The 13656-nt window shown below is 62.4% G+C and carries 12 protein-coding genes and 1 tRNA gene; 9 read left to right on the forward strand and 4 right to left on the reverse strand.

Annotation, left to right across the window (positions count from 1 at the left end):
- The first annotated feature begins 16 nt into the window (after positions 1-16).
- The 3 genes from ABWV64_RS15570 to ABWV64_RS15580 all read left to right on the forward strand — a co-directional run bounded on the left by ABWV64_RS15570 (position 17) and on the right by ABWV64_RS15580 (position 2441).
- A complete protein-coding gene (locus ABWV64_RS15570) occupies positions 17-1105 on the forward strand; it encodes a BMP family ABC transporter substrate-binding protein (protein ID WP_353346937.1) in 1089 nt (362 codons plus the stop codon).
- A 316-nt stretch (positions 1106-1421) separates the two neighbouring features.
- Positions 1422-1763: a carboxymuconolactone decarboxylase family protein gene (locus ABWV64_RS15575; RefSeq protein ID WP_353346939.1), complete on the forward strand. Its 342-nt coding sequence runs from the start codon at positions 1422-1424 to the stop codon at positions 1761-1763.
- A gap of 174 nt (positions 1764-1937) precedes the next feature.
- Positions 1938-2441, forward strand: coding sequence for a hypothetical protein (locus ABWV64_RS15580; protein ID WP_353346941.1), 504 nt, complete (start codon positions 1938-1940; stop codon positions 2439-2441).
- A 63-nt stretch (positions 2442-2504) separates the two neighbouring features.
- Here ABWV64_RS15580 and ABWV64_RS15585 read toward each other — a convergent pair whose 3' ends face one another.
- Both ABWV64_RS15585 and ABWV64_RS15590 read right to left on the reverse strand, forming a co-directional pair.
- Positions 2505-4997: a GcvT family protein gene (locus ABWV64_RS15585; RefSeq protein ID WP_353346943.1), complete on the reverse strand. Its 2493-nt coding sequence runs from the start codon at positions 4995-4997 to the stop codon at positions 2505-2507.
- A 138-nt stretch (positions 4998-5135) separates the two neighbouring features.
- Positions 5136-5951 carry a hypothetical protein gene (locus ABWV64_RS15590; RefSeq protein WP_353346945.1) on the reverse strand — a complete coding sequence of 272 codons (816 nt, stop codon included), beginning with the start codon at positions 5949-5951 and terminating at the stop codon, positions 5136-5138.
- Between the two features lie 249 nt (positions 5952-6200).
- Between ABWV64_RS15590 and panC the strand changes: the two genes are divergently transcribed.
- Positions 6201-7046: a pantoate--beta-alanine ligase gene (panC, locus tag ABWV64_RS15595; RefSeq protein WP_353346947.1), complete on the forward strand. Its 846-nt coding sequence runs from the start codon at positions 6201-6203 to the stop codon at positions 7044-7046.
- Complete coding sequence (gene panB, locus ABWV64_RS15600; RefSeq protein WP_353346949.1) at positions 7043-7852, forward strand: 3-methyl-2-oxobutanoate hydroxymethyltransferase; 810 nt, start codon at positions 7043-7045, stop codon at positions 7850-7852. The genes panC and panB overlap by 4 nt, the downstream gene beginning before the upstream one ends.
- Before the next feature lie 40 nt (positions 7853-7892).
- Here the strand turns inward: panB and ABWV64_RS15605 are convergent, their stop codons facing one another.
- Entirely contained in the window at positions 7893-8291 is a 399-nt protein-coding gene (locus ABWV64_RS15605) for a GIY-YIG nuclease family protein (protein WP_353346951.1), read from the reverse strand.
- 208 nt (positions 8292-8499) lie between these two features.
- Positions 8500-9486, reverse strand: a complete 987-nt coding sequence (locus tag ABWV64_RS15610) for a 2-hydroxyacid dehydrogenase (RefSeq protein WP_353346953.1) — start codon at positions 9484-9486, stop codon at positions 8500-8502.
- A gap of 112 nt (positions 9487-9598) precedes the next feature.
- Between ABWV64_RS15610 and ABWV64_RS15615 the strand changes: the two genes are divergently transcribed.
- The 4 genes from ABWV64_RS15615 (at position 9599) to xylB (ending at position 13496) form a co-directional block, all read left to right on the forward strand.
- Positions 9599-10120 carry an SH3 domain-containing protein gene (locus tag ABWV64_RS15615; RefSeq protein ID WP_353346955.1) on the forward strand — a complete coding sequence of 174 codons (522 nt, stop codon included), beginning with the start codon at positions 9599-9601 and terminating at the stop codon, positions 10118-10120.
- 91 nt (positions 10121-10211) lie between these two features.
- Positions 10212-11621, forward strand: a complete 1410-nt coding sequence (locus tag ABWV64_RS15620; RefSeq protein WP_353346957.1) for a mechanosensitive ion channel domain-containing protein — start codon at positions 10212-10214, stop codon at positions 11619-11621.
- 62 nt (positions 11622-11683) lie between these two features.
- Positions 11684-11758, forward strand: a tRNA-Gln gene (locus ABWV64_RS15625).
- 286 nt (positions 11759-12044) lie between these two features.
- Complete coding sequence (xylB, locus tag ABWV64_RS15630; RefSeq protein WP_353346959.1) at positions 12045-13496, forward strand: xylulokinase; 1452 nt, start codon at positions 12045-12047, stop codon at positions 13494-13496.
- Positions 13497-13656 lie beyond the last annotated feature (160 nt).

Here is a 13656-nt window from a genome sequence, read left to right on the forward strand (position 1 = left end):
CCTAGGGAGTTTAAACATGAAACGCAGACATATCCTGACAGGGGCGGCCACCGCCTTGGCGCTTGGCCTGTCCTCGGCCGCATGGGCCGAAAGCCACAGCGACAAAACCAAAGTGGGTTTCGTCTATGTCGGCCCCGTCGGCGACGGCGGTTGGACCTATGAGCACAACCAAGGCCGTTTGGCCGTCGAAAAGGAATTCGGCGATGCGGTTGAAACCGTCTTTGTCGAAAACGTGCCCGAAGGCGCGGACGCCGAGCGCGTGATGACGCAAATGGCGCTTGAGGGGGCCGACCTGATCTTTACCACTTCGTTCGGCTATATGGACCCGACGATCAATGTGGCCAAGAAATTCCCCAAGGTGAAATTCGAACATGCCACCGGTTATAAGACCGCGCCGAACGTCTCGACCTATTCGGCGCGCTTCTACGAGGGCCGCGCCGTGCAAGGCATCATCGCGGGCCATATGACCGAAAGCAATATCATCGGCTATATCGGCTCTTTCCCGATCCCCGAAGTGATCCGCGGCATCAACTCGGCCTATATCCACGCCAAAAAGGTCAACCCCGATGTGCAGTTCAAAATCGTTTGGGCCTACACATGGTTTGATCCGGCCAAAGAGGCCGATGCCGCCAAAGTGTTGATCGAACAAGGCGCCGACGTGATCTTGCAGCACACCGATTCCACCGCGCCTTTGGCAGCGGCGGCGGCGGCGGGCAATGTGATCGGATTTGGCCAAGCCTCCGACATGGCCGAATTTGCCGATGGCCCGCGCGTCTCCTCGATCATCGACAACTGGTCGCCCTATTACATCCAACGCACCAAAGCCGTGATGGACGGCACATGGGAAAGCGTCATGACATGGGACGGCATCCGCGAAGGCATGGTCGGCATTGGCGAGATCACCGATAAGGTGCCCGCCGAGGTCAAGGCCGAAGCTCTGGCGCTCAAAGACGCCATCGCATCGGGCGACTACAAGCCCTTTACCGGCCCGCTCAAAAAGCAGGATGGCAGCGATTGGCTGGCCGAGGGCGAGACCGCCGATGACGGCACTTTGGCGGGGATGAATTTCTACGTCGAAGGCATCGAAGGCGACATCCCGCAATAAGCGCCGCGCGCTGGCGGATTGCGCAACGTTTGAGTGCACCGTTTCAAATCATGAAAGGCCCGCCGTTTTGCGCGGGCCTTTTTCGTGTCTTTGGGCCCGCCGCAGGCGCGCGCGCCGCGCCCGAAACCGCACCGACGCAATACCGACAAAATACCGACGTGATACCGACGCGGGTTTTTGGCCCTTCGCCCGCCCCCCTGCGGCGCCGCGACGCCGCGTTTTTCTATGCCTGCCCCCCGCCCTTCGCCACTGTGATCAAGATCAAAGCCGCCGCCGGAAAATGATGATTTGGAGCGGGAAACCGAAAGGACATGACATGAGCTGGAGCGACACATTGAACGGCACGCGGGGCCGTTTGCGGGGGCTAGGCAAGACCATCCCCGACACCACCCGCGCCTTTGGGGGCCTGTCCAAAGCGGTCAAGGAGGGCGGGGTTCTGGACTTCAAAACCAAGGAGTTCGTCGCCCTCGGAATCGCCGTCGCCACCCGCTGCGACGCCTGTATCGCGCTGCATGTGGACACGTTGATCAAGGCCGGAGCCAGCCGCGAAGAGGTCGGCGATGTTTTGGCGATGACCATCCAGATGGGCGGCGGACCGGCGATGATGTATGCGGGTAAGGCCTTGGAATGCTTTGACGAATTATCCGCGCAGGGGTGATCCGCACCGCAGCGCGCGCCGCGCGTCATTCACGATACGTGAGCGGCGCGCGGCCATCCGCGAAGGATTTCGCCGCTTTGCGAAAGCGCGCTAGGCAGGGGCCGCGGGGGCCGTCATGAGGGAGGGGCAAGGCCGCAAACGCGGCGCCCCACCCACCTGATAAGGACCTTCGTGATGCTCACTCAAATCGCTTCCGCCATCTTCACCGCCGCGCCTCTTTGGGCTTGGCCATTGCTTGTTGTTCTGGTCCTGCTGGGCCTGCGCGCCTCGCGCACCCGCAGCTCCCATGTGGCGCTGGTCTATGCGCTGCCGCTGCTGGGCATCCTGTCGGTCCGCACGGTCAGCGAGTTGCCGCATCAAGAGGTGATCTGGCTGTTTTTCCTCGCCGCCTACCTCCTCGGCGCCGCCTTCGGCCACGCCCGCCAGCGCCGCTACCTCATCGCCCGCGCCGGTCCGCACCTGACCCTGCGCGGCGAGTGGCTGACCATGAGCGCGATGCTGTTGATTTTCCTTGCCAATTTCGTCCAAGGCTTCATGTCTGCGGTGGTTCCGGACGTGGCCGGATCGCTGGGGTTTGCCGCCGGAATGGCGGTGCTGCTCGGGCTGTTTTCGGGCCTGTTCGGCGGGCGGGCGCTCTATGTCTTTCGCCGCGCGCCCAGCGCCGCGCTCCCCGCCTAAGCCTGTGAGAAAAAATGAAAAGCCCCGCGTTGCGCGGGGTTTTTGCCATTGGGGTGATCGGGTTTATCCGTCCTTGCGGATGGTCTCGTTTTTCGGATCATAGGGGCTGTCGCAGGTGACCATCGCGGGCCATAGCTGGTTGAGCATTTTCACCTCGACCTTTGTGCCTTCGACCGCCAGTTCGGGCGGCAAATAGCCCATGCCGATGCTCTTGCCGAAGGCCACCGAATAGCCCCCCGAGGTGAGCCGCCCGACCTTTTCACCATTGAGATAGAGCGCCTCGCGCCCCCATGGATCGGCGTCCTGCGGCCCGTCAATCAGCAGGGTGCAGCATGTCGAACGAATGCCCTTCTCCAGCATCGCCTCTTTGCCGTGGAACTCTTTGCCCAGATCGATAAAGCGTGGCAAATCAGCCTCTTGCGGCGTCGCATCGCGGCCAAGCTCGGTGCCGAAGGCGCGGTAGGATTTCTCTTGGCGCAGCCAGTTTTGCGCCCGCGCCCCGACCAGCTTCAACCCATGCGCCTCGCCCGCCCGCATGAGCAAATCAAACAGGTAGTTTTGCATCTCGATCGGGTGGTGCAATTCCCAACCCAGCTCGCCCGTATAGGCCACGCGGATCGCATCAACGGGGCACATGCCCAATTCGATCCTGCGCGCCGAAAGCCACGGAAAGCGTTTGTTGCTCAGCGCCGTAGCAGGATCGGCGTCACGGATCACCGCGTTCAGAACCTCGCGCGTTTTCGGCCCCGCGATGGCAAAAACGCCGTATTGCGTGGTCACGTCCTGAATTTCAATATAGCCAAACTCGCCCGCCTTATCCTCGGCCGCCTTGCGCAGGAAATCGCCGTCGTATGCGGTCCAAGCCCCTGCAGATACGAGATAATAGTCATCCTCGCCGCGCCGCACGATGGTATATTCGGTGCGCGTGGTGCCCGCCGCCGTGAGCGCATAGGTCAGGTTGATCCGCCCGACTTTGGGCAATTTGTTGCAGGTGAACCAATCGAGAAACGCCGTCGCGCCCGGTCCTTTGACCACATGTTTGGTAAAGGCCGTCGCGTCAATGAGACCGACGCCCTCGCGGATCGCCTTGGCCTCGTCAACGGCATATTGCCACCATCCGCCGCGCCGGAAACTGCGCGCGGCGTGATCGTCAAATCCCGCAGGGGCATAGTAATTCGGGCGCTCCCATCCGTTGACTTGGCCAAACTGCGCGCCGCGGGCCGCTTGGCGGTCATAGGCGGGCGAGGTGCGCAAAGGCCGCGCGGCTTCGCGCTCTTCATCGGGGTGGTGCAGAATGAAGACATGCTCATAGGCTTCTTCGTTCTTGGCGACCGCATAATCGGTGGTCATCCACGACCCGTAGCGTTTGGGATCAAGAGAGGCCATGTCGATCTCGGCCTCGCCCTCCACCATCATTTGCGCAAGGTAGTAGCCCGTGCCGCCCGCCGCCGTGATGCCAAAGGAGAACCCTTCGGCCAGCCACATATTGCGCAGCCCCGGCGCGGGGCCGACGAGCGGATTGCCATCAGGCGTGTAGCAGATCGGGCCGTTGAAATCATCCTTGAGGCCGACGGTTTCGGAGGTCGGCAGGCGGTGGATCATCGACATATATTCCTCTTCGATCCGCTCCAGATCGAGGGGGAAGAGATCGGCGCGGAAACTGTCCGGCACCCCATATTGGAAACGCGCGGGCGCGCCGCGCTCATAGGGGCCAAGGATCCAGCCGCCGCGCTCTTCGCGCACATACCATTTGGCGTCGGCGTCGCGCAAAACGGGGTGCTCGGCCCCGCCGTTCTTGCGATATTCCACCAAGGCCGGATCAGGTTCGGTGACGATGAATTGATGCTCGACGGGGATGGCGGGGATTTTGATGCCAAGCAGGTTTGCCGTGCGCTGCGCGTGGTTGCCCGTGGCGGTGACGACATGTTCGGCGGTGATCACCTGCTGCTCGTCCGAGGCCACCAGATTGCCACCCTTTTCGACCATCTTGGTCAGGGTCACGCGCCATTCCGATCCGGTCCATTCGTAGGCATCGACCTGCCATTTGCGCTCGATCACCACGCCGCGTTGGCGCGCGCCTTTGGCCATGGCCATGGTGACATCGGCGGGGTTGATATAGCCGTCGGTGGGGTGGAAAATCGCGCCCTCCAAATCATCGGTGCGCAAGAGCGGCCAGCGGTCTTTCATCTGCGCGGGGGTCATCCATTCATAGGGCACGCCGCAGGTTTCCGCCGTGGTCGCATAGAGCATATATTCGTCCATGCGCGCCTTGGTTTGGGCCATGCGCAGGTTGCCGACAATGGAAAACCCCGCGTTCAGACCCGTTTCCGCCTCCAGCGTTTTGTAAAACTCGACCGAGTATTGGTGGATATGGGTGGTGGCGAACGACATGTTGAACAGCGGCAGCAACCCCGCCGCGTGCCATGTGCTGCCCGAGGTCAGCTCGTCGCGTTCCAAGAGCATCACATCGTCCCAGCCCGCGCGCGCCAGATGATAGGCAATCGAGGTGCCGACAGCGCCCCCGCCGACGACCAATGCTTTGACATGCGTTTTCATGAGGCTCACTCCTGCGATCTATCCCTCCAAGATATGGCCGAGCGGCGCGCGAAACGGCGCTCGGCTGCCGACAGGGTAGCGGTCAAATGCGACGCTTGGAAGTTTTTGACCCCATTGCGGGCGAGCGGCGCGCAGGTTCTAGCGCAGCTGCGCGGCGCAGCGGGTCATCGCGCCGATGGTGCGGCACTGGCGTTCGTCAAAGCGGCTGACCACGGCGGGACCGGCGCTGCGCGGATCGGCGATCTGCGGGGCCGTGCGGTTTTCCGTGCGGTTTTGCGCCTTGAGCGCCGACAAAACCCGCGCCGCGTCATATTCCGCGCGGGCAACGATCATCGCTTCGGGCAGGACGGGCATCGGGGTCAACGCCAGTTGCTCTTCGGCGCTGAAGTCGGGCGCGGGCGAGATGACGGCGGCGGCCAATGCCGCGCGGTCCACGCCGCGCCAGAACTGCATCACCGCCTCGCGCGATGTATTTCCCAACACCACAAGCTCCAGTTCCGGCGTGATTGGCGCGCGGTAAGCGCGATAGCCTTGCGGCCATCCTTCGGCGGGCGAGACTTCGGTCAACGCGCCCTGAGGCGCGGCGCCGATCGCCTCGCCTGTGGTGGCGGGGCCGATGCGCACATTCAACATGCGCAGCCCGTCAGAATAGTTGAGCACCGTCTGCGCGGCGGGGCTATCTGCGGCGGCGGTAAATTCGGCGATCACGGCGCTCATGTCGGCGGGCGCTGCGCCCATCATCCGCGCGGCATCCTCAGGCTGGAAATAGCGGCGCACCCATCCGGCGGGCGCATCGGGCAAAAACCCCGCGACTTCGAGCTTTTGCACCCGCTGCACCGATCCGGCGCGGCGGCTGATCGAAGCGGCGTAATCCGAAAGGCTCAGACGGGCTTCAAGATGGGCGGCGTCACGCATTTGCGCACGCACGTCCATCCCGATGGCAAAAACCGCCATAGCACCGATACCAAGAAGTGAAAGCGCTCTGCGCATTGGATCACCCATAGATTTACCTAAGGGCACCTTGCGCGCCGTTTTGGCCCAGCGCAGGGCGCAAATATGGCGCCGCGCGGGTATTTTCGCGGCGCGCGCGCGGGCCTGCCGCAACGTCGGCAATACCGTAGTTGCCGCAATTTCGCCGGAGTGCTAGAGAGGAAAGGCCCAAGCACCCGCATGGGTTCGAGCCCGAAGTTTGAAAGGCCTGCCATGAAAATTCACCGCTCTATCAAAGATTTGCGCGAAGGCCTGCGCGAATGGCGCATGGCGGGCGAGCGGATCGGATTTGTCCCCACGATGGGGTTCTTGCACGAGGGCCATATGTCCTTGGTGCGCCGCGCGCAAAGCGGCGCCAAACGTGTGGTGGTGTCGATTTTCGTCAACCCGACGCAATTCGGGCAGGCGGGCGATCTGGAGGCCTATCCACGCGACGAGGCGCGCGATCTGGCCTTGCTTGAGGCCGCGGGGGTCGATGCCGTTTTCCTTCCGCAAGCGGGCGAGATTTACCCGCAGGGCGACGAGACCATCGTCGAAACCACGCGGCTGGCCAATATTTTGCACGGGCAGGTCCGGCCTGGACATTTTCGCGGCGTGACCTCTGTGGTCGCGCGGCTCTTCAACATCGTGCAGCCCGATATGGCGGTGTTTGGCGAGAAGGATTACCAGCAATTGCAAGTGATCCGCCGCATGGTGCGCGATCTGCATATGCCGGTTGAGATCCTTGGTGCGCCGACGGTGCGCGAGGCGGACGGGCTGGCGATGTCCTCGCGCAATGTGCGCCTTTGCCCCGAAGACCGCGCGGCGGCGGTGGTGCTGAGCCAAGCCTTGAGCGTGGGCGAGGCCGTCGCGGCCAAGGGCGCGGGCGTGGAGGCCATCCGCGCCGCAATCGCCGCCAAGATCGAGGCCGAACCGCGCGCCACCTTGATGGGGCTGGACGCGGTGCATCATAGCGATCTAACCGAAATGTCCGGCCCGCTGAGCGCGCCTTTGGCGGTGATGGTCTCGGCGCAATTCTCCGATATTCTTTTGATTGACCAAAGGGTGATCCAGCCATGAGCACACAGACCGCAATCCGCCGCACGACAGTGCCGCAAATCGCCAATCGCAAGGGCGGCGAGCCGATTGTCTCGCTCACCTCCTATCACGCGCATACGGCTGCGATTGTGGATAATTACGCTGATTTCATCCTTGTCGGTGACAGCCTCGGCATGGTCATGCACGGCATGGACAGCACCGTCGGCGTGCCGCTGGATTTGATGATCATGCATGGCAAGGCGGTGGTGCGCGGCACGCAAAAGGCGCTGATCGTGGTGGATATGCCCTTTGGCACCTATGAGGAAAGCCCGCAGGTCGCCTTTCGCAATGCGGCCAAGATCATGAAAGAAACCGGCTGCGGCGCGGTGAAGCTGGAAGGCGGGGCGCGCATGGGCGAGACAATCCGCTTTTTGACCGAACGCGGCATTCCGGTCATGGCGCATATCGGCCTGACCCCGCAATCGAGCCATGTGATGGGCGGGTTCAAAACCCAAGGGCGCGATGAAGACAGTTGGCCCGCGCATGAAAACGATGCCGCGGTGGTGACCGAAGCGGGGGCCTTCGCCGTGGTGCTGGAGGGGATGGTCGAGCCATTGGCCGCCAAGATCACCAAACAGATCGCCATTCCGACCATCGGCATCGGCGCATCGGCGGAGTGCGACGGTCAGATTTTGGTGCTCGAGGACATGTTGGGGCTGAACAAATGGACGCCGAAGTTTGTCAAAACCTACGGCGATCTTGGCCCCGCCATTGAGCGGGCGGTGGCGGAATATGCCGAAGAGGTCAAATCGCGCACTTTCCCTGGCGAAGAGCAAGTCTATCGCTGATCAGGATTTATAATAAGCGCACCGCCGAGCGCGCGGCGCGTTATGCGGCTTGCTGGCGGTTCCAATCGGGGACATAGGCGGCGCGCAGCGTGTTGCGCAGCTCCCATGCGTTATCGGCAAAATCGCGCCCGCCGCTAAAGCTGTGCAGGTAAATCTCGACCTCTTGGTCCGCCATCAGCGCCGCAATAATCTCTTCGTGCACGCGCGCTTGGGTTTTCGGTGCGCTATGACCGCGGCGGAAATCATCAAGCCGCTCGCTGACGGGGCGGCCCGTCATGCCCACATAGACCGGCCGGCCAGCGATGACGAAGGCATAAACCGCAGGTCGGTCCGGCACGCTGCCTTCAAAGCAAAGCCTTGATCGGTCTTGCGCATCCAAACGCCAGACACCGGCGTATGCCAAAGTATCGCGCCAAAACGGTCCCGTATCTTTTGCCATTTTTCGATCCTCCTAACCTGAAACAGGTGACGCCGCTGTTCGCACACAGACGGAGTGCCCTCGCAATCACCATGACCGAGCAAAGCACCAAGAGGGTTAATGAACCGATATGACGGGGGCAAAGACCGGCGGTCTCTTGCCATTTGCCTTTGATTTAGGCATTTGCCGCGCGTTTGCGCGAAATACCGACCATGCGCGCCGCGCGGCGTTACAGCATCGCGGGCACGACCTGATCGGGCGGGCGATGTCCGTCGGCGTATGTCTTGATGTTCAACAGAACCTTCTCGCCCATTTCGATCCGCCCTTCGATCGTGGCCGAGCCCAAATGCGGCAACAGCAACACATTGGGCAATTCGCGCAAGGCAGGGGCGATTTCGGAGCCGTGTTCGTAGACGTCAAGCCCCGCACCGGCCAATTCGCCCGCGCGCAGCATCCGCACCATGGCGTTTTCGTCGATCACTTCGCCGCGCGAGGTGTTGACGATCACCGCATCGGGTTTCATCAATTTCAGCCTGCGCGCATTCATCAGATGGTAGGTCGAGGGCGTATGGGGGCAGTTGATCGACAAGACATCAACCCGCGCGACCATCTGGTCGAGGCTTTCCCAATAGGTCGCCTCCAGCCGCTCTTCGGCCTCGGGGCGCAGGCGTTTGCGATTGTGGTAATGCACCTGCATCCCGAAAGCGGCGGCGCGGCGGGCGACGGCTTGGCCAATGCGGCCCATGCCCAAGATACCCAAACGCCGCCCGCTCACACGGCGGCCCAAAAGTGCCGTGGGCTTCCATCCGGTCCACTCGCCCGAATGCATATGGGCAAAGCCTTCGGGGATGCGCCGCGTGGTGCCAAGGATCAGCGCCAAGGTCATATCGGCGGTATCCTCGGCCGACACGCTCGGCGTGTTGGACACGAGAATGCCGCGCTGACGGGCGGTATGAACATCGATGTGATCGACCCCTGCGCCATAATTGGCAATCAGCCGCAATTGCGGACCCGCTTGGGCAATCAGGGGCGCGTCGATCGTGTCGGTCAGGGTCGGCACCAAAACATCGGCGGTGCGCAGCGCCTGCGCCAGTTCTTCGCGGCTCATCGGGGTGTCGTCCTCGCGCAAGGAGACATTAAACAGCTCGCTCATGCGCGTTTCCACGGCATCGGGCAGGCGTCGCGTTACAACAACACTCAAACGGGGTGATGGCATGGGGGCCTCCTCATCCTTCCAAAGCCGGCGGTTCTATGTCATCAAAGCCGATAGACAGCCGAGGCACAAGAACCCCGCGCAAAATCTCACGAGTTTCGAGCACGTAGAACCGATGAAACATCTCTTGAACCGGATATCGGGCCTTGGCCGAGCCGCGCTATTGGCGGGGCTGGTGGCCACGTTTGGCGCCGCCGCCAGCGCGCAGGACCGCGGCAGCGTGACCAACCTGCCCTTGCCGCGCTTTGTGTCGATGAAGGCCACCGAGGGCAATGTGCGCCGCGGCCCGTCGCTCACGCACCGCGTCGATTGGGTGTTCAAACGCCGCGAGATGCCGTTGGAGATCACCGCAGAGCACGGCCATTGGCGCCGCGTGCGCGACCGTGACGGGGCGGGCGGCTGGGTGCATTATTCGCTCTTGTCCGGCGTGCGCACGGTTTTGATCGAACAGGACATGCTGGCGCTGCACAAGAAACCCGCCCCCGACACCGCCATCACCGCGCGGCTCGAACTTGGGGTGATTGCGCGGCTGGGCAGCTGCGAGGCCGATTGGTGTTTGCTCAATGCGGGCGGCTATAAGGGATGGGCGCCCAAGGCCGCGCTTTGGGGCGTGGCCCCCGACGAGATCCGCGAATAACCGATTTGGTGGCTTGCCGACTTGCCCCCGCGGCAGATGGCGTTAGCTTGAAACGGGCGCAGATTGCCGCGCCTTTGGGGAAACTGATGCCATGACCACCTGCTCTTGCCTGCCCATTACGCGCCGCATGCGCCTTATCTTGGCATTGCTTTGCGCCGTATCCGTGGCATTGATGCTGGCTGTGGCGCAAGGCGCGCAGGCGCAAACCGCCGCTGCGCCCGAGCAACCTACCGGCGCCATTGCCGTCACTGATAATGCCCAACAAGACGCCGCCATCGCCCAACGTATCCGCGATATTTTGGGCGAATTGGAAGGCTACGGCGACATCTCGGTCACGGTGACATCGGGCATTGTGACCCTTCGCGGCGAGACCTTGGATGCCAAAGCCACAACCCGTTTGAGCGAACTGGCCTCGCGCGTCGAAGGCGTGGTGGCCATCGAGAATAAAGTCACCGAAACCACTGATGTGGCCGAGCGGCTCTCGCCGCTGATGGACCGGCTGCAAACCCGCGCCGAGACGGCGGTGAGCTACCTGCCGCTTGTGGCGGTTGCGATATTGGCCTTTGCGGCGGTGGTGGCCTTGGGGTTCTTTATCGCGCGGCGGCGCCAACCATGGGAGCGCATCGCCCCCAACGCCTTTATCGCCGATATCTACCGTCAGGTTTTGCGGCTGGTCACGGTGATTGCCGCGCTGGTTGTGGCGCTCGATATCTTGGGGGCGACGGCGCTTTTGTCGACGATCCTCGGCGCGGCGGGGATCGCGGGTCTGGCCATCGGCTTTGCGGTCAAGGACACGGTCGAGAATTTCATCGCCTCGATCCTGCTGTCGATCCGCCAGCCGTTCAAACCCAATGACACCATCGAGATTGACGGCGATCAGGGCAATGTCATCCGCATGACCGCGCGGGCGACGGTTTTGCTCAGCTTTGATGGCAACCATATCCGCATACCCAACGCGACGGTATTTAAATCGCGGATCATCAACTACACCCGCAATGACGAGCGCCGCGTGAGTTTCGACATCGGCATCGCGCCCGATGCGGATTTGACCAAGGCGCGGCAGGTGGCGATTGCCACGCTGGAGGAATTGCCGTTCTTTTTGCGCGACCCTGCGCCCAATGCGTGGCTTTCGACCATCGGCGACAGCACCGTGACGCTGACGCTGGCCGCGTGGATTTTGCAAAGCGAAACCTCGCTGGTCATGGCCAAGAGCGAAGCGATTCGCCTCAGCCTCGCGCGGCTGGGCGAGGCGGGCATCGACATGCCCGAGCCGACCTATCGCATCAACGCCCTGCCCGCGCCCGAAACCGCCGCGCAGACCCGCCCTGCCCCGCAGGCGCAAAAGACACCGCAAGCGGCCCAATCCGCCCCCGCAACACTGATTCCCCCGCAAGAGACCGCCGCACAGGCCGAAACCTCGCTCAAATCGATGGTCGAAGAGGAACGAGAGGCCCTCGCGGACGAAGATTTGTTGAACCGCACGGACGCCTCCCAAGAATAGCAAGTTTTTTGCATCTAAGGCCTTGATCAGCGCTCCGGTCCAGCGTAATTAGCGGCCTCAGTTGGGATGTAGCCAAGTGGTAAGGCAACTGTTTTTGGTACAGTGTACCGTAGGTTCGAATCCTACCATCCCAGCCAATTCACCTCTTGATTGCCGCTCAGCGTGAATCGGAACACGCCAAAGCTTTGATCCCGTTTTGCAACGCGTGGACGTCTGTTTGTGCGCCGCGCTTGAGCATCGCGCAGAGGGATGGCAAATACCGCAAGCACAAGCCATGTTGGGCAATGATCTGGCCGCCACTGCCACAGGGGCTTTGGACAAAGGATTACCCCGACGCCGCGCTCGGGCCGTCAGGAAATATTGGAAAACTATGTGGGCCGCTTTGCCTGACAAAGGCAGGGGCATAGAGGGAGGAGCACAGCGATGTATCTGGGTTTGGATTTGGGGACCTCGGGCCTGCGGGCCATTCTCACGGATGAGCAGGGCAGTGTGCAGGCCGAGGCAGAGGCCGGTCTGGCGCTATCGCATCCGCATTCGGGATGGTCAGAGCAAGATCCCGAGGATTGGATCACGGCCTGCAAGGCTGTTGTGGCCGAGATTGGCCGCAAGGCCCCCCGTGCGCTGGCGGGTTTGCGCGGCATCGGGTTGTCGGGGCATATGCATGGCGCCACGCTGATTGACGGCGATGACAAGGTGCTGCGCCCTTGCATTTTGTGGAACGACACGCGCTCTATCGCCGAGGCAAAGGCGCTCGACGCGGCGCCGCAGATGCGCGAGATCACCGGTAACATCGTCTTTCCCGGATTTACCGCGCCCAAGCTGGCATGGGTCAAAACCCATGAGCCGGAGCTGTTTGATAAAACCGCCAAAGTGTTGTTACCCAAAGACTATTTGCGGCTTTGGCTGACCGGTGAGCATATTTCGGACATGTCCGACAGCGCCGGCACCGCGTGGCTTGATGTGGGCGCTCGGGCGTGGTCTGACGCGGCGCTGGCCGCAAGCGGTATGCGCCGTGACCAGATGCCCGACCTTGTCGAAGGCAGCGCGGCGGGCGGGCATCTGCGCGCGGCATTGTTGTCGGAATGGGGCATCGACGGACCTGTGGTCGTTGCGGGCGGCGCGGGGGATAACGCCGCCGCCGCCTGCGGCATGGGATGCCTGAGCGAAGGCTCCGGCTTTGTCTCGCTGGGCACCTCGGGTGTGCTGATGGCAGGGCGTGATCATTACGCCCCCGCGCCGAACTCGGCGGTCCACAGCTTTTGCCACGCCGTGCCGGATCTTTGGTATCAAATGGGCGTCATCCTTGCCGCCACCGACAGCCTCAACTGGCTCTCGCGCACCCTTGGCGAAAGCCCTGCCACCCTGTCCGGACGGCTGCCTGACGTGGCGAGTGGCCCGTCCGATCTGACCTTTTTGCCCTATCTTTCGGGAGAGCGGACACCGCATAACGATAGCGAAATTCGCGGCGCATTTGTCGGGCTTGATGTGTCGATGGAGCGCGATGATCTGACCCGCGCGGTGATCGAAGGGGTGGCCTTTGCGCTGCGCGACAATCTGGTCGCGTTGCAAAGCACCGGCGCAAAGCTGGGCACGGTATTGGCCGTGGGGGGCGGCACGCGGTCGCGGTTCTGGTTGACCACTTTGGCGAATGTGCTGCAACTGCCGCTGTCCCTGCCGAGCTCAAGCGAGCTGGGCGCGGCTCTGGGCGCCGCGCGACTTGCCATCTGCGCCGACACGGGCGCCGCCCCATCCGAGGTGATGACGCCCCCCGACATCGCGCAGGTCATCACCCCCGACCTGAGCCTGTCCGAGCGCTATGAGGCCGCCTTTGACCGCTACCGCGCGCTTTATCCGGCCCTGTCGAACGCGGGGTGATTTGGGACGGATGACGCGACAAAACAAAGACTGCGGCCTGCGCTTGTGATCTATTGGCAATCCCCCCAACATGGGCATTGGCGGTATAACACCCGCTATGAAACTGAAAACAGCCGCCTGAATTCTACGGCCGAACCCCATTAAAAATGGGGGGATTCCC

Origin of the sequence: Litorivita sp. NS0012-18, from assembly GCF_040371945.1 — a bacterium.
Taxonomy (GTDB): Bacteria; Pseudomonadota; Alphaproteobacteria; order Rhodobacterales; family Rhodobacteraceae; genus Litorivita.